The sequence below is a fragment of the Micromonospora sp. NPDC005291 genome (genome assembly GCF_040607415.1).
Classification (GTDB): Bacteria; Actinomycetota; Actinomycetes; order Mycobacteriales; family Micromonosporaceae; genus Micromonospora.
The window spans coordinates 226,891-248,829 of sequence record NZ_JBEXGR010000004.1 but is presented as its reverse complement, the minus strand read 5'-3'; the positions used below and the strand labels follow the sequence as shown (position 1 = coordinate 248,829).

Sequence of the window (21,939 nt, the reverse complement as noted above, 5' to 3'; positions counted from 1 at the left end):
CTCCTCAGACGAGGGCGGGTTCGGGGTGGGCCGGCTCGTTGGGTGGCGTCGGTGGGCGGCCGAGCGCCGGGTCGGTCGCGCCACGTGCCGCGTGCCGGGCGAGCAGCACCCAGTTGGTGACGGCGAGGGTGCCCAGCAGCAGGCTGAAGCCGATCAACGAGGCGAGCATCATGGGCGCGCCGACCGGGGAGACCGCCTGCTCGGTGGGGAGCAGCCCGTACGCCACCCAGGGCTGGCGGCCGACCTCCCGGGAGATCCAGCCGAGGATCACCGCGACGAACGGCAGCGGTAGGGCGAGCAGGACCAGCCAGAGCGGGAAACGCAGTCGGATGATCCAGTCCCGGAAGAGCAGGGGGAGCAGGAACCAGACGCAGCCGAGGGTGAAGCCGATCAGGATCATGAAGCCCAGCCCGACGCTGGCCAGCACCGGTGGCGTGTAGTCACCGGGGCCGAACCGGGCGGTCCACTCGGCGATCAACGCCTGCGCCTCGGGACCCTGGCCGAACTTGGTCGGCTGCACCTCGCCGACCGGACCGAACTGGGCGAAACCGAAGCTCTGCACCAATGTGATCGCCAGCGCCGAGGTGACCACGCCGATCCGCAGCGACGTGCGGAAGAGCGCGAAGTCGGGGGTACGCCGGATCAGGTGCCAGGCGCTGACGGCCGCCATCAGCATCCCGCCGACCAGCAACGAGGCCGAGACCACATGCCCGAACGCCATGCCGAGGCTGGGATTGGTGAGCAGCGCGCCGAAGTCGGTGAGGTGGGCGATCCCGTCGCGTACCTCGTACCCGACCGGGTGCTGCAGCCAGGAGTTGGCCACCATGATCCAGAACGCCGAGGCGTACGCGGTGAGCGCCACACCCCAGAGCAACGCGAGGTGGACACCCTTGCGGAGCCGGTGCCAGCCGAAGATCCACATCCCGAGGAACGTGGACTCCAGGAAGAACGCCACAAGCGTCTCGATGGCCAGGGGCGCGCCGAAGACGTTGCCGACGTAGCGCGACAGGCCACTCCAGTTCAGCCCGAACTGGAACTCCATCACGATGCCGGTGGCGATGCCGAGCACGTAGTTGATCACGTAGAGCTGGCCCCAGTATCGGGTGAGCCGCTCCCACCTCGGGTTGCCGGTGAGCACCCAGGCGGTCTGCATCCCGACCAGCAGGGTCACCAGCCCGAGCGTGACGACCACGAACAGAAAGTGGATCGAGGTGGTGGTGGCGAACTGCAGGCGGGCGAGGAGCAGCGTGTCCATGGCCGGCTCTCCGTAGCGTTGGCTCCCTTGTCGTAGCCACCCTACACGTAGCTTGCCTACATGTCCGACCACGACGACGCGTAGCAGCTCCGTTTCCTGGAGATCGCGCTCGATCCTGGATGTAGTGGCCTCGTGGGCCACGAGATGCCACTCGATCCTGGATCGAGCGCGATCTTGGGGTGCGCGATCGGACCCAGGGCCGCGTGGTGCGCGGTGGTGTGGGGCGGCGCGGACTCGCGAGGTGTGAGGGAGTGCGTGGGGGTGTGGGTCAGCTCAGGAAGAGGGTGACCGGGAGGGCGACCAGCGTGGTGGCGACCGCGAGGGCGGTGGCACCGAGCACCCGGGGCGGCCGGTCGCTGACCAGCAGGCGCTGCACGCGTACGTCAAGGTCCCGATCGCCCATGCCCAGCGCGCCCGCCGGGGTGATCCGGTGACCGGCGGCGGCGAATCGACGAAGCGCTCCCGCCAGCGGGGCATCGGCGTGCAACTCGCGAGCCTTGTCGTCGGCGCGCATCTCGACCAGCAGGGCGACCCGCTCGTGGGCGTCGCGGACCCAGCCGAACCATGGCAACGCGCGGCAGAGGGCCGTGAACGGCAGCAGCACCAGGTCGTGCCGCTCGTGGGCGTGCGCCCGCTCGTGGCTGAGCACCGCGGCCAGCTCGGCCCGATCCAGCAGACTGAGCGTGCCGGCGCTGACCACCACCTGCGGCCGAACCCCCGGCAGGCAGTACGCGGCGGCGCTCGGATGATCCAGCACCAGCGCGCCGGGCGCGGCCGGGTCGTCCCGGGCGACCAGCGTGAGCAGGTCCCGGTGCCGGCGCTGGGCGCGTACGGTGCCGTGGATGCTGCGCACCGTCGTGGTGACCAGCACCGCGCCGATGCCGAACCCCACTCCCACACCGGCCAGGTGGAAGGCGGTCTCCCCGACCGGAAGGGTGCCGTGGGCGAGGTCGGTGGTCAGGGCGAGCAGGGCGCTCCCGGTGGGCAGGTCGTACGCGCTCAACCCGAGCGCCATCGGCAGGCCCATCGCGGAGAGGCCCAGCGCCAACCCGACGGCCTGCCAGCAGATGATCGCCACCCGGGGGCTGCGCCACGTCCAGGTGGAACGGGCCAGCACCTGAGCGGTCAGATAGCAGGCCGCCATGGTGGCGGCGAAGTGCACGGCGTACGCCATGGCGCGTCCTACCGCTCCGCTGTCTCGTCGGCCGCTCGGCGGCCCGCCGGCCCGTCCACCCGGTCGGTCAGCTCGGCCCCGCCCGTGTCGCCGCCGGTGGAACCCGGCCCGGCCAGCCCGGCCTCGCTCCCCAGTGCCGCGCGCAGCACCTCGGCTTCGGTGCCGGTCACCGAGCGGGCGAACCGCACCAGTGCGGCGTCCCGGCTGCCACCCAGGTCGAGGGCGTCGAGCATGAGTTGGGCGATGTGCGCCTCGCGGCTGGCCGCTGGCCGGTACCGCCAGGCCCGGCCCTCCCGTTCCCGCTGGACCATGCCCTTGCCGGCGAGCCGGTCCAGCACGGTCATCACCGTGGTGTACGCCAGTTCGCGGCCGTCGAGCGCGTCGGCCACCTCGCGCACGGTCACACCGTCCGACGTGCCGGGGACCACGTCCCACAACACGTCCATCACCGCACGCTCAAGATCGCCCAACCGAGTCACGGACCAATCCTACCCCCGGTAGTAGACCCCCTCACTCCCGCGCTCCCACCCCATTCGGCCCGCACGACCAAGATCCGCACAAGAACAGTGATGTAGTGGCCTCGAAGCGCCCGGGAGGCCACTACATCAAGGAAGTAGTGCGATCTTGAAGCGGAGCGGGGTGCAGCAGCCCATCCGGAAGGCCGTTCCCCACCCAGACACCGCTGGCCGGCAACCACCCCGAGGCAGCACCCGTGAGCTGACCTTCCCGACGGGCCCGGCCCACGTCAGGTTTTCCGGGGGAGCCCGCCCACGCAGGGATCAAGCCTGACCGCCCGGAGTGGGCGGGCTCCCCCGGAAAACCCCAAGGCCGGGACCGACAGCTCACACCCCCTTGGGATGCCACACAGTCTTCGTCTCCAGCAGGGCGGTCATCCGGGCGAGCCCCGGGTCGGCGGCCCAGTCCTGCTCGGCCAGCGCCGGCCGGAGCACCCGCTTGAGGTTCTCCGCCGCCTTGACCTCCAGGTCGGTGGCGAGCGAGGCGTCGGTGACCCCGGTCAGGTCGATCGCGTTGACGTCCATGTGCGCGGCCAACGTCGGCGCGGTCTCGGTGATCGCGCCGGTGAGGATGTTGACCACCCCGCCGGGCAGGTCGGAGGTGGCCAGCACCTCGGCCAGCGTCACCGCCGCCAGCGGATCGGTCGGGGATGCCGCCACCACCACCGTGTTACCGGTGACGATCGCCGGCGCGATGACGCTGACCAGGCCCAGCAGCGCCGGACGCTCGGGGGCGACCACCGCGACCACGCCGGTCGGTTCGGGAGCGGAGATGTTGAAGTACGGGCCGGCGACCGGGTTGGCGCCGCCGTACACCTGGGAGAGCTTGTCGGCCCAGCCGGCGTACCAGACCCAGCGGTCCACCGCGGCGTCCACCTCGTCGCCGGGTACGCCCAGGGCGACGAACTGCTCGCGGCGGCCCTCCAGCATCTCGGCGGCCCGGTAGAGGATCTGACCCCGGTTGTACGCGGTCGCGCCGGCCCAGCCCTTCACGGCGGCGCGGGCGGCGACCACCGCGTCCCGGGCGTCCTTGCGGGAGGCCAGTGACACATTCGAGGACTGCACGAGATACGACCGTCCCGACTCGCTGCGCGGGAACTTCCCGCCGATGAAGAGCTTGTACGTCTTGCGTACCGCGACCCGCTCAGACATTGAGGTAGCCCTCCAGCCCGTGCCGGCCGCCCTCGCGACCGTAGCCCGACTCCTTGTAGCCACCGAACGGTGAGGTGGGGTCGAACTTGTTGAACGTGTTGGCCCAGACGACGCCGGCGCGCAGCCGGTCGGCCATCCACAGGATCCGGGAACCCTTGTCGGTCCAGATCCCCGCCGACAGCCCGTACGGCGTGTTGTTGGCCTTCTCGACGGCCTCGGCCGGGGTGCGGAAGGTGAGCACCGACAGCACCGGGCCGAAGATCTCCTCGCGGGCGATCCGGTGTGCCTGGGTGACCCCGGTGAAGATGGTGGGCGCGAACCAGAAGCCGCGGTCGGGCAGCTCGCAGGGGGGCGACCAGCGCTCGGCGCCCTCGGCCGAGCCGGCGTCGGACAGTTCGCGGATCCGCTCCAGCTGGGCGGCGGAGTTGATCGCGCCGACGTCGGTGTTCTTGTCCAGTGGGTCGCCGACCCGGAGTTGGGCCATCCGCCGCTTCAGCGACTCCAGGACCCGGTCGGCGACGTTCTCCTGGACCAGCAGTCGGGAGCCGGCGCAGCAGACGTGCCCCTGGTTGAAGAAGATGCCGTTGACGATGCCCTCGACGGCCTGGTCGATGGGTGCGTCGTCGAAGACGATGTTGGCGGCCTTGCCGCCCAGCTCCAGGGTGAGCTTCTTGCGGGTCCCGGCGACGGATCGGGCGATGGCCCGGCCGACGTCGGTGGAGCCGGTGAAGGCGACCTTGTCCACGCCGGGGTGCTCGACCAGCGTCCGGCCGGTGTCGCCGGCGCCGGTGACGATGTTGACGACGCCGGCCGGCAGGTCGGCCTGCTGGCAGATCTCGGCGAAGAGCAGCGCGGTCAGCGAGGTGGTCTCGGCGGGCTTCAGCACCACGGTGTTGCCGGCCGCGAGGGCAGGGGCGATCTTCCAGGCCAGCATGAGCAGCGGGAAGTTCCACGGGATGACCTGCGCGGCCACACCGATCGGCTGCGGGTTCGATCCGAAGCCGGCGTGACCCAGCTTGTCGGCCCACCCGGCGTAGTAGAAGAAGTAGGCGGCGACCAGCGGCAGGTCGACGTCGCGGGATTCCTTGATCGGCTTGCCGTTGTCGAGCGATTCCAGGACGGCCAGCTCGCGGGAGCGCTCCTGGATGAGCCGGGCGATCCGGAACAGGTACTTCGCTCGGTCCCGGCCCGGCATCGGACCCCAGACCTTGTCGTACGCCTTCCGGGCGGCGCGCACCGCACGCTCGACGTCCGGCGCGCCGGCCTCGGCGATATCGGCCAGCACCTCCTCGGAGGCGGGATTGATCGACTTGAAGCTGCCACCGTCGGTCGGATCGACGAACTTACCGTCGATGAACAGCCCGTACGAGGGCTTCAGGTCCACCACCGAGCGGGACTCGGGGGCGGGGGCGTATTCGAACATCGGCTATCAGTCCAGGGTGAAGTAGTCGGGACCGGAGTAGGTGCCGGTCGTCAGCTTGGTGCGCTGCATCAGCAGGTCGTTGAGCAGGCTGGACGCGCCGAAGCGGAACCAGTCCGGGTCGAGCCAGTCCGGGCCGACGGTCTCGTTGACCATCACCAGGTACTTGATCGCGTCCTTGGTGTTCTTGATGCCGCCGGCCGGCTTCACGCCGACCTGCCGCCCGGTGGCCTCGCGGAAGTCGCGGACCGCCTCCAGCATCACCAGGGTCACCGGCAGCGTCGCCGCGACCGGGACCTTACCGGTGGAGGTCTTGATGAAGTCGCCGCCGGCCAGCATGGCCAGCCAGGAGGCCCGCCGCACGTTGTCGTAGGTGGCCAGCTCGCCGGTCTCCAGGATCACCTTGAGGTGGGCGTCCCCGGAGGCTTCCTTGGTGGCCACGATCTCGTCGTAGACCTCCTGGTACCGCCCGGCCAGGAACGCACCCCGGTTGATCACCATGTCGATCTCGTCGGCGCCGGCCGCGACGGCGGCCCGGGTGTCGGCGAGCTTGATCTCCAAGGGGGCCTGACCCGACGGGAACGCCGTCGCCACGCTGGCCAGGTGGACACCGGATCCGCGCAGCACCTCGGCGACGTACGGGACCATGGCCGGGTAGACGCAGACCGCGCCGACGTGCGGACAGGACGGGTCGGCCGGGTCCGGGCGCAGCGCCTTCGCGGCGAGCGCGCGCACCTTGCCCGGGGTGTCCGCCCCTTCCAGGGTGGTCAGGTCGACCATCCGGATCGCCAGGTCGATCGCCTGGGCCTTGGCGGTGGTCTTGATGGAGCGGGTGCCGAGCTGTGCCGCCCGCTGCTCCGCGCCGACCTGGTCCACACCGGGCAGGCCGTGCAGGAAGGTCCGCAGAGCGGTTTCGGATCGTCCCAGCTCGGAGAGCTCCGACCGGGCCGACGTCGTTGTCGCCGTCATGCCCCGAAGTCTACGCACCAGAGCGTCGAGTGATCTTGCTCACGACCGGTCGGTGGGTCACGCTGACGTGAGCGGCGTCGCTGGTCCGACCGCACCCGCACCACCGTGCCGAACGGACCGGTAGGTTGAGCGATCGTGGACGTACACGTCATTGACCATCCGCTGGCCCAGTCCAGGTTGACTGCCATGCGGGACGCGCGCACCGATTCCTCGACGTTCCGGGCCGCGCTGCACGAACTGACCACCATGCTGGTGTACGAGGCGGCGCGCACCTTCCCCGTCGAGCGGTACCCGGTGCAGACGCCGGTCACCGGCACGGAGGGCACCCGGCTGGCCAACCCGCCGCTGCTGGTGCCGGTGCTTCGCGCCGGCCTCGGCATGGCGGACGCCGCCCTCGGCCTGCTGCCCGAGTCGTCGATGGGTTTCGTGGGCCTGGCCCGCGACGAGGCGAGCTACGAGCCGCGCGCGTACATGGAGTCGCTGCCCCGCGACCTGGCCGGGCTGCCGGTGCTGGTGCTCGACCCGATGCTGGCCACCGGTGGCTCGCTGGAGCACTGCTGCCGGCTGCTGGCCGACCGCGGCTGCACCGACATCACCGTGCTCTGCGTCCTCGCCGCGCCGGTCGGCATCGAGCGGCTGGAGCGCTCCGGCCTGCCGTTGCGCCTGGTCACGGCCTCGATCGACGAGGGGCTCAACGAGCACATGTTCATCGTCCCCGGGCTCGGCGACGCCGGTGACCGTCAGTTCGGTGGCATGCCCCGCTTCTGAGGCGTTACCCGGTCGGTGCCGGGTCCGGCGGGTCCGCGCGCGGTGGTGCGCGGACCCGCTACCGTTTCCGGCCATGACTGGTGTTGCGCTCGCCGAGGAGTTGTTGCTCCTCGCCTACGACGACACGACCGGCAAGGCGACCATGCCGCGGATCAGCCTGGACCTCGGCATGGCTGCCGCGGTGCTGGTCGAGCTGGCCCTGGCCGGCCGGATCGCGTACGCCGACGGGTCCCTGACGGTGGTCGACCCGACGCCTACCGGCGAGCCGGTCGCCGATGAGGTGCTCGGCCGGATCGCGGCCGACACTCCGCACACCCCGGCCTCCTGGGTGCAGCGCCTGCGGCACGGCCTGCGCGACCGGATCCTCGGTGACCTGTGCAGCCAGGGCGTGGTCCGCGACGTCGACGAGACCGAGCTGGGCTTCATCCACGTACACCGTTACCCGGTGGTGGACACCTCCGTCGAGGCGGAGACCCGGCAGCGGCTGGCCGAGGCCCTGACCGGCGCGGCCGCGCCCGACGAGCGGACCGCCGCGCTTGCCACCCTGGTCGTGGTGCTGCGGATGGAGTCCGCGCTCGGGGTGAGCGGCGAGACCGCTGCCGACGCTCGCCGCCGGCTGGAGGCGATCGCCACCGGCGCCGGTTTCTCCGGCGAGGTGAGCGCGGACGACTCGGTGGTCCGTCCCTCCGTCGGCCTGGTCGTCGCCGCCCTGGGCCGGGCCGTCGACCAGGCGCTCGGCCCCCGCCGCTGATCCCCGGCGCCGCCGCCCCTCGGGCTACAACCCGAGGGCGGCGGCGATCTCCGTGCGGAGCTGCGCGATCGCCGCGCTGGCACGGGCGCGGGCGGCGGCGACATCGCCGTCGGGCACCGGCTCCACCACTTCCAGGTACGCCTTGAGCTTCGGCTCGGTCCCGGATGGGCGGATCACCACCCGGGCCACCCCGGTACGCAGGATCACCACGTCCGCCTCCGGCAGCAGGTCCCGGACGCTGTCGACCGGGTGCCCGAGCAGGGTGGTCGGGGTGACCGCCCGGATCCGGGCCATCCCGTCGGCGATCACCCGTAGGTCGTCCACCCGGACGGAGAGCTGGTCGGTGTGGTGCACGCCGAACTCGGAGGCCAACTCGTCCAGCCGATCGGTCAACGTGCGGCCCTGCGTCTTGAGCCCGGCCGCCAATTCGGCCACGGTCAGCGCGGCGGTGATGCCGTCCTTGTCCCGGACGTGCTCCGGGGCGACGCAGTAGCCGAGCGCCTCCTCGTAGCCGAAGACCAGCGGGGTGCTCCCGCCGCCGGCCCGCACGATCCACTTGAAGCCGGTCAGCGTCTCGTCGTACGGCAGGCCCCGGGCCGCGCACATCGCCCGCAGCAGCGACGACGACACGATGGTGGTGGCGTAGAGCCCGGTCACCCCGCGGCGCATCAGGTGGTCGGCGAGCAGCACGCCCACCTCGTCTCCGCGCAGCATCCGCCAGCTCTGCCCGCCGTCGCCCACGCTGTCCCGGACGACCACCGCGCAACGGTCGGCGTCCGGGTCGTTGGCGATGGCGAGGTCCGCGCCGGTGGAGTCGGCCAGGGCGATCAGCCGGTTCACCGCGCCGGGCTCCTCCGGGTTGGGAAACGACACGGTGGGAAACTCCGGGTCCGGCTCGGCCTGGTCGGGCACCACACCGGGGACCGGGAAACCAGCGCGGGCGAAGGCGGCGGTGAGCACCGCCGCGCCCACCCCGTGCAGCGGGGTGTACGCCACCGTCAGGTCCCGTGGCCCGTCCGGGTCGATCACCGCGGTGGCCCGTTCGACGTACGAGGCGGCCAGGTCGTCGCCGAGCACCTGCCCGGGTTGGCCCAGCGGCACCTGGGTCAGCGGGCCGACCGACCGGATGGCCGCCTCGATACCGGCGTCGGCGGGCGGCACGATCTGCGCGCCGACGCCCAGCTCACCGCCCAGCTCCGCGCCGAGGTAGACCTTGTAGCCGTTGTCCTGTGGCGGGTTGTGGCTGGCCGTGACCATCACCCCGGCGACCGCGCCGAGGTGGCGCACCGCGTACGCCAGCACCGGGGTGGGCAGCGGGCGGGGCAGCAGTAGCGCCGGCCGACCGGCCCCGGTGGCCACCTGGGCGGTGCGTTCGGCGAACTGTCGGGAGCCGTGCCGAGCGTCGTACCCGATCACCAGGGGGCCGGTGCCGCCCTGGGCCGCTAGCCAGCCGACCAGGCCGGCAGCGGCCTGGGTGACCACGGCGAGGTTCATTCCGTTCGGGCCGGCGCGTAGCGGGCCGCGCAGGCCCGCGGTGCCGAAGGTCAGCGGGCCCGCGAACCGGTCCGCCAGCTCCGGTGCGCTCCCCGGCAGCCCGTCGAGCACTGCCGTCAGCTCGTCCCGGCTGGCCGGGTCGGGGTCGTCGGCCAGCCAGCGCCGGGCTTGCTCGCGAATGTCGTCGATGTCAGTGGTGTCCGCCGCCATGCCTCTTGATAGCACGGCGACGGATCACCGCTGTCGGTTCCCTCCGGCTCAGCCGTCTCCGGTGAGCTGGAACGTCCGCACCATCTCGTCGAAGATCGACTTGCTCTCGGCGAACTTGGTGTCCGTGGCGGTGAGGTAGAACGAGTACGCCTTGCCGTCCTGCGCCACGCCACGCCAGACGCCGTGCCGCATGGCGTCACCCTCGCCGCAGGTGTACTCGAATTCGGCGGCCGGCTTGCTGGCCAGCTCGGTCTCGGTGGAGGAGATCTGGCTGTACGGCTTGACGCAGGAGGTGCTCCTGGTCTTGAGACCGTTCTCGGCCGTCTCCGCCCACCGGGTGGAGCTGCTGGACCACTTCTCGGTGATGATGCGGACCTTGCGGCCGCTGTCCTCCGGGTCGATGTAGTCGGTGTACGAGCCGCCGGTGGCCTTCTTCCAGCCCTTCGGCACCATGACCTGGATCCCTCGGGCCACGTGCTCCTGCATCTCGACCGTGGGAGCTGCCGGGGCGGACGGGGTGGGCTGCGCCTGCGGGGTGCTCGGCCCGGGGTCGTCGCCGCCGGACAGCGCCACCACGGTGAGGAGCAGCACCACGACCAGCCCGCCGGCTGCGGCGAGCTGCACCTTGCGTGGCCAGCCCTTGACCGTGCTGACGAGCTGACCCCCGGTGGCGCGGACCTTGCCCAGAGCGCCGCCTCCCGGAGCAGCGGGCGAGGCGGCCCAGGGCTGACCGGTGCCCGGCACCGACCACTGGTTGCCCCCGCCGTAGGTGCCGCCGATCCGCTGGGTGGCATCCGGTGCGCCACCGTAGCCGACCTGCTGGGTGGCATCGGCCGGACTGCCGTAGCTGACCCGCTGGGTGGCGTCCGGGTGCCCGCCGGCGTCCACCCGCTGGGTGGCGTCCGCGTTGCCGCCGTAGGTGCGCCCGGCGGCCGGTCGGCCGGGTGCGGGCATCGCGCCGGTGGGTGTGTGCAGAGGGCCGGCCAACGCGTCGGCGCTGGTCTCGTCGAGCCCGGTGGCGCCGGCCGTGCCAGCTGGTTGCGGGCGTTCGCCTCGGCGTAGCGCGGCCAGCCGGTCGGTCAGGGACTCACCCGGGCCGATCATCGCCGGGCCACCGATCTGGCTGTCCGGCTTCGGCTCGGGCTGGGCCGGCGGGAGGACGGGCACCGGGCGTTGCTGCACAGGCACCACGGCGTACGGGTCGGTGATCGAGTGCACAGCCGTCGCGGTGCTGCCGAGCGGGCCGGCGAGCAGCTCGCGCAGCATGGCCCGGGAGGTGTGCACGTCCAGCCGGCGCGCCGGGTCCTTCTCCAGCAGACCCATCAGCACGCGGGTCAGCGGGCCGCTGCGCTGCGGCGGGGCGGGCGGGTCCTCGACCACGGCGTGCATGGTCTCGATCGGGTCGCCCTTGTCGAACGGGGGGCGGCCCTCGACCGCGGTGTAGAGCGTCACGCCCAGCGAGAAGAGGTCGCTCGGCGGGCCGAACTCCTGGCCCATGGCCCGCTCGGGCGAGATGAAGTGCGGCGAGCCGAGCACCATGCCGGGGGTGGTGAGCTGCACGTCGGTGGGCATCCGGGCGACCCCGAAGTCGGTCAGCACGCAGCGCCCGTCGGTGCAGATCAGCACGTTGGCGGGCTTGACGTCGCGGTGCAGCACGCCGATCGCGTGCGCGACCTCCAACGCGCCGAGCAGCGCGATGCCGATCTTGGCGACGGCGCGGGGCGCGACCGGCCCGTCCTCGATCACCATGTCGGCGAGGCTGCGGGCGTCCAGCAGCTCCATCACGATCCACGGCCGGCCAGCCTCGGTGACCACGTCGTACACCTGCACCACGGCGGGGTGCTGGATGGCGGCGGCGGCGCGGGCCTCGCGCAGGGTGCGTTCGTACATCGCGTCACGGTCGCTGGGGGCCAGCCCCGGAGGCAGGACGACCTCCTTCACCGCCACATCGCGGCGCAGCAGGGTGTCTGTGGCGCGCCACACCGTGCCCATGCCGCCGTTGCCCACCGAGGACCGCAGCGAGTACCGGCCACCAATGGTGGTGCCGGGCGCCGCTCGTCCGTTGGCGGGACTAACTGGTCCGCCGCTCCACGTCGGGATCTGAGTCACAGAAAAGCCACCGGGGGAAATCGAGGGGGGCTGGGACACAACCCCCCTATCTTGCTGGTTCCGACGCCCGATGCGAAAGCCGACGCGACGGACGTTTATCGAAGTCGACGGAACGTGCCCTGTCGTTCACCTCTTGTCGACCGGTCGGGACGCACTGTGCGGTATCCCTCACCCGACGACGTGGCCAGGCGACTTACCATCCGGGGATGAACGAACGGCGGTCAAGCGAGTCCGGTTTCCCGATCAACGGCGTCTACACGGCGGACGACCTTCCGGAGGACCTGGACTCCCGGCTGGGCGGCCCAGGGGAGTTCCCGTACGCCCGTGGGGTCTACCCCACGATGTACACCTCCCGCCCGTGGACCATGCGCCAGTACGCCGGCTTCGGCACCGCCACCGAGTCCAACGCGCGGTACCACCAGTTGTTGCGGGCCGGCACGATGGGCCTCTCGGTCGCCTTCGACCTGCCGACCCAGATGGGCTACGACTCCGACGAGCCGATCGCGCACGGTGAGGTCGGCAAGGTGGGCGTCGCCATCGACTCCATCGAGGACATGCGGCTGCTCTTCGCCGACATTCCGCTGGACAAGGTCTCCACCTCGATGACCATCAACGCTCCCGGCTCGGTGCTGCTGCTGCTCTACCAGCTCGTCGCCGAGGAGAACGGGGTGCCCGGCGCGGCGCTCAACGGCACGATCCAGAACGACATCCTCAAGGAGTACATCGCCCGGGGGACGTACATCTTCCCCCCGAAGCCGTCGCTGCGCCTGGTGGCCGACACGTTCGCGTACTGCCGCAAGGAGGTGCCGAAGTGGAACACGATCTCCATCTCCGGCTACCACATGGCGGAGGCCGGCGCGACGCCCACGCAGGAGATCGCGTTCACCCTGGCGAACGGCGTGGAGTACGTGCGGGCGGCGCTGGCCGCCGGGCTCGCCGTGGACGACTTCGCGCCCCGGCTGTCGTTCTTCTTCGTGGCCCGCACCACGCTGCTGGAGGAGGTGGCGAAGTTCCGCGCCGCCCGGCGGATCTGGGCCCGGCTCATGCGCGACGAATTCGGCGCCAAGGATCCGAAGTCGATGATGCTGCGTTTCCACACCCAGACCGCAGGCGTGCAGCTCACCGCCCAGCAGCCGGAGGTGAACCTGGTCCGGGTGGCCGTGCAGGGGTTGGGCGCGGTGCTCGGCGGCACGCAGTCGCTGCACACCAACAGCTTCGACGAGGCGATCGCGCTGCCCACCGAGAAGGCGGCCCGGCTCGCGCTGCGGACGCAGCAGGTGCTGGCGTACGAGACGGACCTCACCGCCACGGTCGACCCGTTCGCCGGCTCCTACGTGGTGGAGGCGATGACCGCCGAGATCGAGGCCGCCGCCGTCGAGTTGATGGAGCGGGTGGCCGACCACGGCTCGGCGGTGGACGCCATCGAGGCCGGGTTCCAGAAGCGGGAGATCGAGCAGTCCGCGTACCGGATCGCCCAGGAGATCGACTCGGGTGAGCGGGTGGTGGTCGGGCTCAACCGGTTCACCGTGGACGAGGAGGAGCCGTACGAGCCGCTGCGCGTCGACCCGACGATCGAGGCGGCCCAGGCCGACCGGCTGGCGCGGCTGCGCTCCGAGCGGGACGCCGACGCGGTGGCGCGGGCACTCGCCGACCTGCGGGCGGCTGCCGACGGCACGGACAACGTGCTGTACCCGATGAAGGAGGCGCTGCGGGCCCGGGCCACCGTGGGTGAGGTCTGCGGGACGCTGCGCGAGGTGTGGGGGCTGTACCGGCCCACCGATCGCTTCTGAGTCACCGGCCGGCACCGGGCCGCGCTTCTCCTGGGGGCAGGCGAGCGCGGGCGCGCGGTGTGTCCCTGGGGCATGGCGGGTAACCCGGCGTTGTATGCGGACGCACACGGTGTGCGCCCGTGGTGGGCGGGTGCATGTGAGCGTCGTTATCCGGCTCGTTGCGGAGTGCGGTCGGCTAATTGTCGGAGTGTCAGTTCATCACCCCGACTAATGCGACAATTCGCAACAAGGGCCCGCTAGTGGCGCCGGGATTCGTGACCGCCGCAATCGGTTACGCGTTGTAGGAGGTGAGGGGCGGATGACGGCCTTCGACCGCGATCTACCTGCTGTCCCACACATCTCCGAGCGCCCCCAGCAGGGCATACGTGACGCTTCGCGGTCTGATCATTACCGTAACGAGGTTGCGCAGCGTCACCGCCGGAGGTCTAGGCTGTCTGCTGTCCCCGATGATCCATCCATCTCTAGTAATCGAGAATTCGACGTGACGAGTGCGTTGACGCTGCCCACAGATGGCCAGCTGGCGTCGTCCTGGCTGGAGACGCCACCCGGGTCCCAGCCCCTGCCCCGCGATCTGGACCACCTCCTCGCGCTCCGGGTACCGGGGCTGATCGCCACGCGCCGTCACCTCCACTCGCACCCTGAGCTCTCGGGCAACGAGTTCGAGACGGCCGCACTGATCGCCCGGGAACTCTCGTTGGCCGGGCTGAACCCGCGCCTACTGCCCAAGGGCAACGGCGTGATCTGTGACGTCAACGGCAGGCCGGACGGCCCCGTGGTCGCGCTGCGCGCCGACATCGACGCCCTGCCGCTCGCCGACTCCAAGGACGTGCCCTACCGGTCAACCGTGGAGGGCGTCTGCCACGCTTGCGGGCACGACGTACACACCTCGATCCTGCTCGGCGTCGGCATGCTGCTGGCCCAGCTCGCCGACCTCGGCGAGCTGGATGGTCGGGTCCGGCTCATCTTCCAGCCGGCCGAGGAGATCCTGCCCTGCGGCTCGCTCGAGGTCATCGAGGCAGGCGGCCTGGACGACGTGGTGCAGATCTTCGCGCTGCACTGCGACCCGAACCTGCCGGTCGGCCAGGTCGGCCTGCGGGTCGGCCCGATCACGGCGGCCGCCGACAACGTCACCGTCCGGCTCTCCGGCCCGGGCGGGCACACCGCCCGTCCGCACCTGACCGTCGACCTGGTCGACGCGCTCGGCCGGCTGATCACCGAGGTGCCCTCCCTGGTCAGCCGCCGGGTGCCGGCCAACAGCGGCCTGCTGCTGGTCTTCGGCCACGCCTCGGCCGGCACCCGCTACAACGTCATCCCCTCCGAGGCGACCGCCTCGGGCACCCTGCGGGTGATGGACCGCGACACCTGGGAGAAAGCTCCCAAGATCGTCGCTCAGGTCGTCCGGGATGTGATCGCCCCGACCGGCGCCACCGTCGACCTGGAATATCTGCGCGGCCGGCCGCCGGTGTGCAACGACTCCCGAGCCATCCAGGTGCTGACCGCCGCCACCGCTGCCGCGCTCGGCCCGGAAGGAATCGCTGAGACACCGCAGAGCATGGGCGGCGAGGACTTCTCCTGGTACCTGGAGTACGTCCCCGGCGCCCTCGCCCGGCTCGGCGTGGGTCGCTCCGGCCCCAACGTCGACCTGCACCGCGCAAGCTTCGACGTGGACGAGCGGGCCATCCCGGCCGGCGTACGCGTCATGGTGCAGACCGCGCTGCGGGCACTGGCGTCGGTGCGCTGACCGGGGCGACCAGGGCCGGGGTCTTGCGCCGCCGGCGCAGCACCAGCAGCAGCACCGCCACCGGTACGCCGAACGCCACCAGCCAGGGCAGCAACGCCCCCAGCACCGTGAGCAGGACGGTCAACGAGGCGACGAACGCCTTCCAGCTGCCGGTCAGCCCGGCCATGAAGCCGGTCTCGGTCGTGTCGTCGGAGGCGATCTTCGCCGCCGGCCCAGCGAGCGACACGGTGATCGTGGAGAGGGCGGTCAGGTCGGCCAGCCGCCGCTTCTTGGCCTCCAGCGATGCCAGATCGGCCTCGCGGCGACCCAGCTCGTTCTCCAACGACACGAGGTCGGCGATCGAGGTGGCACGGGACAGGAGCCGCCGGGCACTCTCCACCCTGGCCCGCTGACTGACGATGCGCGCATCGAGGTCGACGATCTCCTCTGTGGCGTCCTGGGTGTTGATCTCCCGGCTCTGCTGCCGGCCGAGCTTCGCGACCTCGTCCACCACGCCGGTGAACTTCGCCGCCGGCACCCGCAGCTGCAACTCCGCCACCGCGTCGGCCTCGGCACTGCGCCGCTGGTCACCGCCGATGAAGCCACCGGACCGGGTGACCAGGGCGGTCACCTCGCGGGCGGCGGCGTCCACATCGTCCACCTGCACCCGCATCGATCCGGTGTAGATGATCGCCCGCTGGTCGATCCGCAGGTCCGGTGCTGCGGCTCCACCACCCTGCGGTGCCCCGGCCTTGCCCTCCTGCGGTGCCCCGGCTCCGGCCGCCTCGGGTGCTCCCACCGCGCTGTCCCTGTCCGCACCGCCGCCGTTCGCCGCGGGGGCGTCGGCCGCCGAGTCCCTCGACCCGCTGTCGCCGGCCCCGCACCCCGTCAAGACCAGCGCGGCCACCAATGCTGTTGCCGCCAGCAGTGTGCCGCGGCGTCGTACCGCCCGTTCGTCCATCCCCGCTCCCATCGTCGTCATCCGGTGTGGCGATAGCTCGGACGCGGCGCGCGCGTCGGCTGGTTCCGGCAGACTGCGCTGAGGACGTCACGATTCGATAATCGAGGAGTCACGATGCGGCTCACCAAGTACGGCCACTCCTGCCTCCGGGTGGAACACGACGGGGGAGTGCTCGTCGTCGACCCCGGGGTGTTCAGCGACCCTGCGGTGGCCTTGGACGGTGCGGACGCGGTGCTGATCACCCACGAACACCCCGACCACCTGGACGTGGCGGCGGTGCGCCTGCAGCTCGACCGGCAGCCGTTCCCGATCCACGGGCCGGCCTCGCTCGCCGGTGCCCTGGGTGACGCGGCCGAGGTGTTGCGCCCGGTCACCGTCGGTGAGTCGTTCACCGCCGCCGGGGTCGCCGTCCGCGCGTACGGGGGGCAGCATGCGGTGATCCACCCGGACATCCCGGTGGTGGACAACCTCGGTTACCTGATCAACGACGTGGTCTACCACCCCGGGGACGCCCTGGTGGTGCCCGACGAGACACCCGTCGACACGCTCTTCGCGCCGATCCACGCACCCTGGTCGAAGTTCTCCGAGGTCGTCGACTTCATTCGGGCGGTCGCACCGAGGCGCGCGTACGCCCTGCACGACGCCCTGCTCAACGACAACGGGTTGGGCGTGCTCGACCGGCAGTACGCCGCGTTGTCCGGCACCGAATACCAGCGACTGGAGCCCGGTAGCCGGGTGGACGTCTGACACCATGCCCGGCCCCTCAACGGAGCTGGTGCAGCAGCTCTACCGCACCCCACCGGACCGCTTCGTGGCCGCCCGGGACGCCGCCGTGGCCGAGGCTCGCCGTGGCGGCGACCCGACCACTGCCCGGCAGCTGGCCCGGTTGCGTCGGCCGACGGTGGCCGCCTGGCTGGTGAACCTGCTCGCCATCCGCCGTCCTGAGCTGGTCGCCGACCTGGTCCAGCTCGCCGATGCGTTGCGGGCCGCCCAGCGGGAGCTGCGCGGGCCCCGGCTGCGGGAGCTGTCCGCGCAGCGCCGCGCGGTGGTCGCGGCCCTGGTCGCCGAGGTCCGCAAGCTCGCCGCGGCGGAGCCGGAAGCGCCGCCGGCCGGTCGGCTGCCACTGGCCGAGGTGGAGGCGACCCTGAACGCGGCGTTCTCCGACGTCGAGGTCGCCGAGCAGGTCCGGGCGGGCCGCCTGCTCCGGGCGACCAGCTACGCCGGCTTCGGCGAGGTGCCCCGGCCACAGCTGCGGCTGGTCACCGGCAATGACGAGGAGCCGGAGGAGGAACGTCCGACCGGCCGACCCGGCGCCCAGCGAGGACGTCCCGAGGCGGCCCCCCGTACGGACCGGGCGGCGGAACGCGCCGAGCAGGCCGAGCGGACCGCGCAACGAGCGGCCCGCGCCGAGCGGGCCCGGCGGCGCCGTGCGTTGGAGCGGGAGCTGACCAAGGCCCAGGCTGGCCAGGAGCGCGCCGAGGCCGAGCTGACCGAGGCGACCGGGCAGGAGCGGGACGGTGTGGCCGTACTCGACGGGATCGAGGCTGAGCTGGCCGAGCTGGAGCGGCGGCGGGCGGTCGCCGAGCAGGATCTCAGTCGGGCCAAGCTCGCTCGGCGCGCCGCCGAGCGTGCGGTCACGGTGGCTCGGCGGCGCGCCGGTGAGGTCGAGGCGGCAGTCGAGGCGCTGGCGGCCGAAGAGGGGGATGCGGACACGGGCGGTGGCGCGGCAGACTGACCATCGATGGACGACGTCGAGTGTGTGGGCCGTCCACGGCGGGTGACCCCGGACCGGGGCGTCGTCGTGGTCGACGGGTCGGGTTGCCTGCGGGTGGCGCTCGAATGACGCCGGAGCAGGTCGCCGCCGCCAGCAAGCCCGTCGTGCTCGACCTGGGTGACGCGTTCAGTCGGGACCCGACCACGTTGCGCCGGGCCCGGCTGCTCGGCATCTCCGGCTGGGCCTTCTACATCAGTGGCCGGGCCGGCGCGCTCGGCGATGTGCGGGCCGAGACGGCCGCCGCCGCCCTCGGCTTCATCGCCCCGGACGCGGTCGCCGACGGTTGGGACGCCGCAACCCGGATCGTCCCGCCGTTCGAGGTGGCCGCCGCCAGCCTCGCCGAGTGCTGCCGATGGGGATCGCAGCGGCTCGGCGCCCTGCCCACCACCGAGCGCCTGGCGGCGCTCGTCGAACGGGCGGTGGTGGCGGCGGACGCCAGCGGGATGCCGCTCTTCGCCGCGTGGCGTGCGATGCCGTTGCCGGAGCTCTCCCCGGGGGCCCGGAGCGCCGCCGGGCTGCGGCTGCTCCGCGAACACTTCACCGGCGCCTACCTGTTGGCGGTACGCGCCGCCGGGATGACCCCGTTGGAGGCCGTGCTGTCCGGGCCGGAGGGGGAGGCCGGGGCGGTGGCCTGCGGCTGGCCACCGCCGTACCCGCCGATCGGGCCGTTGGTGCGGCGGCGGCTCTGGGCGGAGGCGGTGACCAACCGTCTGGCCGCGCCGGCGTTCACGGCCCTCGGCCCCGCCGACGGCGCCGAGCTGGTGGAGTTGCTGCACCGCACCCGGGCCGACCTCGCCTGAGCGGTCTCGGCCGTCGAAAATGGGCGGCGCCTGCGGCGGCCGGCTGCCAGGATCTTCTGCCGTGACTCTTCCCGCTGGTTGGACAACGCGCAGGCCCACCCTCGACGACGTGCCGGCGATCCTCGCGGTGGTGCACGCCGCCGACACCTTCGCCATCGGCCATCCCGACTTCGACGCCGAGGACGTCGCGACGTCGCTGACCGCGCCATACTTCGACCCGACCCGGGACTCCTGGCTGGCGGTCGACCCGGATGGCACCGTGGTCGGCTGGGCGACGGTGGACAACCCGACCGGGGTGGGCCGGGAGTTCGTGGAGGTCTACGTCGACCCGGAACACGCCGCCGTCCGGGCGCCGTTGTTGGACCGACAACTGGACCGGGTCGCCGAGCGCGCCGCCGAGCGAGGGCTGCCGGCGCTCACCGTCCGCTGCGCGGTCTTCGCGCCGGAACGCGACTGGGACCGCGCCCTGCGCGCCGTCGGGTTCACCCTGGCCAAGCGGTACGTCCGGATGAGCCGCCCGCTGGCCGACCTGCCCGACGAGCCCGCTGGGCCGCCCGGTGTCACGGTGCGGCCGGTCCGCCCGGACGACGAGGCCGACCTGCGGGAGTTCCACCGGATCTACGAGGTCGCCTTCGGTGACACCCCGGACCACGAGCCGCTGTCGTACGAGCGGTGGCGGGCCCGCATCGGCGACCTGACCGCCTGGGACGAGTGGTTCGTCGCCGAGGTGGACGGGGTGCCCGCCGGCGCGTTGCAGTCCTCGGATCAGGCGCTCGACCAGCAGGAGGGCTTCGTGAAGAACCTGGCGGTGCTGTCCGCGTACCGCCGACGGGGTGTGGGTGCGGCACTGCTGCGCCGCGCCTTCGCCCGCTACGCCGAGAAGGGGCGGCTCTCGGCCGGCCTGGGCGTCGACCTCACCAACCCGACCGCCCCGCTGTCGCTCTACCGGTCCGTGGGCCTGCGGGAGACCCGGTGGACCGACATGTACGAACTTTCCGTCCCGGCCGCCGGTGTGTGATTGACGACCCCGGCCGGGCCCGACCGCCGGTCCGGTCGACGGCGGTAGCAGACTGCAGACGTGCGATACGCGCTGCTACGCCGACGCGGTGCCGGTGGGGCGGCCCCGCAGCTCGGTGACGTAGTCGTCCGGAGCGCCCGCCTTCTCGGCGGCGGTCGCGATCTCCGAGAGGTACCACGAGGTCGGCAGGCCACCCTCGTACCCGTTGAAGACGTAGATCCACGCGGTCACGTCGCCGTCGAGGGTGGAGACCCGGACGTGCAGCTTGCGGTACGTCCCGGCGGTCACGCCCTCGAGCTCGTCGAGCTGGTCCGCGTCGTACGGGTGGATGTCGTAGAGCGCCACGAAGACCCGGTCACCGGGAGACTCGACCAGGGTGCTCACCGCGCCCTCCCAGCCGATCACGTCCGCCCCGGCGAACGTCAGCCGCCAGCCCTCCAGCCAGCCGGTGCCCACCATCGGCGAATGCGGACAGTAGGCGCGCATCCGGGCAGGGTCGAGATTTGAGCCGTAGGCGGCGTGATGACGCACGGCGATGACGATAGCCCGACCAACGGGTGGGGGAGAATACGACAGTGCGTGTCGAATGCGCTCAGGAGAAGAAAGTCACTGTGAGCATGAATGAAGGGCGAATGCTGTGAGCCGGATCGTGATCATCGGTGGAGGGCCGGCCGGGTACGAGGCGGCCCTGGTCGCCGCCCAGCTGGACGCCGATGTCACCGTGGTGGAGGCCGACGGGGCGGGCGGGGCCTGCGTGCTCTCCGACTGCGTACCGTCGAAGACCTTCATCGCCAGCTCGCAGGTGGTCACCGGCTACCGGGACACCGAGGAGTTCGGGGTGCACTCGGATGGCCTGGAGGCGGTCACCGTCGACGCGCGGGCGGTGCACGAGCGGGTCAAGCGGCTGGCACTGGCGCAGTCCGCCGACATCCACGCCAAGCTGCTCAAGGCGGGGGTCACCTTCGTGGCCGGCACCGCCCGGCTCGGTGAGGACGCCCTCGGGCACACCCACCGGGTCGTCGTCACCCCCGCCGACGGCAGCGAGGAATACTCGATCGCCGCGTCCAGCGTGCTGGTGGCCACCGGCTCGACGCCCCGGCAGTTGCCTACCGCCGTGCCGGACGGTGAACGCATCCTGACCTGGCGCCAGGTGTACGACCTGCCCGAGCTGCCCGAGCACCTGATCGTGGTGGGCTCCGGTGTGACCGGCGCGGAGTTCGCCAGCGCGTACCTGGCAATGGGTGTGAAGGTCACCCTGGTCTCCAGTCGGGACCGGGTGATGCCGCACGAGGACGCCGACGCGGCGTCCGCCATCGAGCGGGTGTTCCGCAACCGGGGCATGGAGATCCTCAACAACTCCCGGGCCGACACGGTTCTGCGTACCGCCGACGGCGTCGAGGTGGAGCTGTCCGACGGTCGCAAGGTCACCGGCTCGCACGCGCTGATCGCGGTCGGGTCGATCCCGAACACGGCCAACCTGGGTCTCACCGAGTACGGCGTGGCGCTGGGCCGGGGCGGCTACGTGACCGTCGACCGGGTCTCCCGGACCAACGTGCCCGGCATCTACGCCGCCGGTGACTGCACCGGGGTGCTGCTGCTGGCCAGCGTCGCCGCCATGCAGGGCCGGATCGCGATGTGGCACGCCCTCGGCGAGGCGGTCCGCCCGCTGCGGCTGCGGACCGTCGCGGCGAACGTCTTCACCGACCCGGAGTTGGCCACCGTGGGTGTCTCACAGGATGAGGTGGACGCCGGCAAGGTGCCGGCCCGGCAGGTGATGCTGCCGCTGTCCGGCAACGCCCGGGCCAAGATGGACGACCTCTCCGACGGTTTCGTAAAGCTGTTCTGCCGGCCCGCCAGTGGTCAGGTGATCGGCGGTGTGGTGGTCGCCCCGAAGGCCAGCGAGCTGATCCTGCCCATCACGATGGCGGTGGAGAACAACCTGACCGTCAACGAGCTGGCGCAGACCATCACCATCTACCCGAGCCTCTCCGGCTCGATCACGGAGGCGGCCCGCCAGCTCATGCTCCACGAGTTGGAGTAACCCCACCCCCACCCCCAC

The 21,939-nt window shown here is 71.8% G+C and carries 19 protein-coding genes; 9 read left to right on the top strand and 10 right to left on the bottom strand.

Annotated features, from left to right (window positions below; genetic code table 11):
- Window positions 1–4: 4 nt before the first annotated feature.
- From ABZT18_RS07790 to deoC, 6 genes are all read right to left on the bottom strand, one after another.
- Entirely contained in the window at window positions 5–1,255 is a 1,251-nt protein-coding gene (locus ABZT18_RS07790; RefSeq protein ID WP_354995466.1) for a cytochrome ubiquinol oxidase subunit I, read from the bottom strand.
- Window positions 1,256–1,523: 268 nt separating this feature from the next.
- Complete coding sequence (locus tag ABZT18_RS07785) at window positions 1,524–2,429, bottom strand: M56 family metallopeptidase (protein ID WP_354995465.1); 906 nt, start codon at window positions 2,427–2,429, stop codon at window positions 1,524–1,526.
- Window positions 2,430–2,437: 8 nt separating this feature from the next.
- Window positions 2,438–2,908, bottom strand: coding sequence for a BlaI/MecI/CopY family transcriptional regulator (locus tag ABZT18_RS07780; protein WP_354995464.1), 471 nt, complete (start codon window positions 2,906–2,908; stop codon window positions 2,438–2,440).
- Window positions 2,909–3,271: 363 nt separating this feature from the next.
- The gene (locus ABZT18_RS07775) at window positions 3,272–4,096 is read right to left on the bottom strand and encodes an aldehyde dehydrogenase family protein (RefSeq protein WP_354995463.1); all 825 of its coding nucleotides are present in this window, start codon (window positions 4,094–4,096) and stop codon (window positions 3,272–3,274) included.
- Window positions 4,089–5,519: an aldehyde dehydrogenase family protein gene (locus ABZT18_RS07770; protein ID WP_354995462.1), complete on the bottom strand. Its 1,431-nt coding sequence runs from the start codon at window positions 5,517–5,519 to the stop codon at window positions 4,089–4,091. The genes ABZT18_RS07775 and ABZT18_RS07770 overlap by 8 nt, the downstream gene beginning before the upstream one ends.
- A gap of 6 nt (window positions 5,520–5,525) precedes the next feature.
- Window positions 5,526–6,485, bottom strand: coding sequence for a deoxyribose-phosphate aldolase (gene deoC, locus ABZT18_RS07765; RefSeq protein WP_354995461.1), 960 nt, complete (start codon window positions 6,483–6,485; stop codon window positions 5,526–5,528).
- A 135-nt stretch (window positions 6,486–6,620) separates the two neighbouring features.
- On the opposite strand from deoC, the gene upp reads away from it, so the two are divergent.
- Both upp and ABZT18_RS07755 read left to right on the top strand, forming a co-directional pair.
- Window positions 6,621–7,253: a uracil phosphoribosyltransferase gene (gene upp, locus ABZT18_RS07760; protein ID WP_354995460.1), complete on the top strand. Its 633-nt coding sequence runs from the start codon at window positions 6,621–6,623 to the stop codon at window positions 7,251–7,253.
- A gap of 73 nt (window positions 7,254–7,326) precedes the next feature.
- Complete coding sequence (locus ABZT18_RS07755; RefSeq protein ID WP_354995459.1) at window positions 7,327–8,004, top strand: GPP34 family phosphoprotein; 678 nt, start codon at window positions 7,327–7,329, stop codon at window positions 8,002–8,004.
- 24 nt (window positions 8,005–8,028) lie between these two features.
- Here ABZT18_RS07755 and ABZT18_RS07750 read toward each other — a convergent pair whose 3' ends face one another.
- Entirely contained in the window at window positions 8,029–9,708 is a 1,680-nt protein-coding gene (locus tag ABZT18_RS07750; RefSeq protein ID WP_354995458.1) for a phospho-sugar mutase, read from the bottom strand.
- Window positions 9,709–9,756: 48 nt separating this feature from the next.
- Window positions 9,757–11,817: a protein kinase gene (locus ABZT18_RS07745; protein ID WP_354995457.1), complete on the bottom strand. Its 2,061-nt coding sequence runs from the start codon at window positions 11,815–11,817 to the stop codon at window positions 9,757–9,759.
- Between the two features lie 206 nt (window positions 11,818–12,023).
- Here ABZT18_RS07745 and ABZT18_RS07740 point away from each other — a divergent pair, with 206 nt between their 5' ends.
- Both ABZT18_RS07740 and ABZT18_RS07735 read left to right on the top strand, forming a co-directional pair.
- Entirely contained in the window at window positions 12,024–13,607 is a 1,584-nt protein-coding gene (locus ABZT18_RS07740) for a methylmalonyl-CoA mutase family protein (protein WP_354995456.1), read from the top strand.
- A gap of 481 nt (window positions 13,608–14,088) precedes the next feature.
- The gene (locus tag ABZT18_RS07735) at window positions 14,089–15,348 is read left to right on the top strand and encodes an amidohydrolase (protein ID WP_354995455.1); all 1,260 of its coding nucleotides are present in this window, start codon (window positions 14,089–14,091) and stop codon (window positions 15,346–15,348) included.
- Here the strand turns inward: ABZT18_RS07735 and ABZT18_RS07730 are convergent.
- The gene (locus ABZT18_RS07730; RefSeq protein ID WP_354995454.1) at window positions 15,305–16,309 is read right to left on the bottom strand and encodes a DUF4349 domain-containing protein; all 1,005 of its coding nucleotides are present in this window, start codon (window positions 16,307–16,309) and stop codon (window positions 15,305–15,307) included. The two genes, ABZT18_RS07735 and ABZT18_RS07730, sit on opposite strands and share 44 nt — an antisense overlap.
- A 93-nt stretch (window positions 16,310–16,402) precedes the next feature.
- Between ABZT18_RS07730 and ABZT18_RS07725 the strand changes: the two genes are divergently transcribed.
- From ABZT18_RS07725 to ABZT18_RS07710, 4 genes are all read left to right on the top strand, one after another.
- Window positions 16,403–17,035 (top strand): MBL fold metallo-hydrolase, encoded by a 633-nt coding sequence (locus ABZT18_RS07725; protein WP_354995453.1) that lies wholly within the window; start codon window positions 16,403–16,405, stop codon window positions 17,033–17,035.
- Window positions 17,036–17,039: 4 nt separating this feature from the next.
- Entirely contained in the window at window positions 17,040–18,023 is a 984-nt protein-coding gene (locus ABZT18_RS07720; protein WP_354995452.1) for a hypothetical protein, read from the top strand.
- A 104-nt stretch (window positions 18,024–18,127) separates the two neighbouring features.
- A complete protein-coding gene (locus tag ABZT18_RS07715) occupies window positions 18,128–18,862 on the top strand; it encodes a hypothetical protein (RefSeq protein WP_354995451.1) in 735 nt (244 codons plus the stop codon).
- Window positions 18,863–18,923: 61 nt separating this feature from the next.
- On the top strand, window positions 18,924–19,880 hold the full coding sequence (locus tag ABZT18_RS07710; RefSeq protein ID WP_354995450.1) for a GNAT family N-acetyltransferase: 957 nt from the start codon (window positions 18,924–18,926) through the stop codon (window positions 19,878–19,880).
- Between the two features lie 75 nt (window positions 19,881–19,955).
- Here the strand turns inward: ABZT18_RS07710 and ABZT18_RS07705 are convergent, their stop codons facing one another.
- Window positions 19,956–20,411 carry a gamma-glutamylcyclotransferase gene (locus ABZT18_RS07705; RefSeq protein WP_354995449.1) on the bottom strand — a complete coding sequence of 152 codons (456 nt, stop codon included), beginning with the start codon at window positions 20,409–20,411 and terminating at the stop codon, window positions 19,956–19,958.
- A 106-nt stretch (window positions 20,412–20,517) separates the two neighbouring features.
- Between ABZT18_RS07705 and ABZT18_RS07700 the strand changes: the two genes are divergently transcribed.
- Entirely contained in the window at window positions 20,518–21,921 is a 1,404-nt protein-coding gene (locus tag ABZT18_RS07700; protein WP_354995448.1) for an NAD(P)H-quinone dehydrogenase, read from the top strand.
- Window positions 21,922–21,939: the final 18 nt, after the last annotated feature.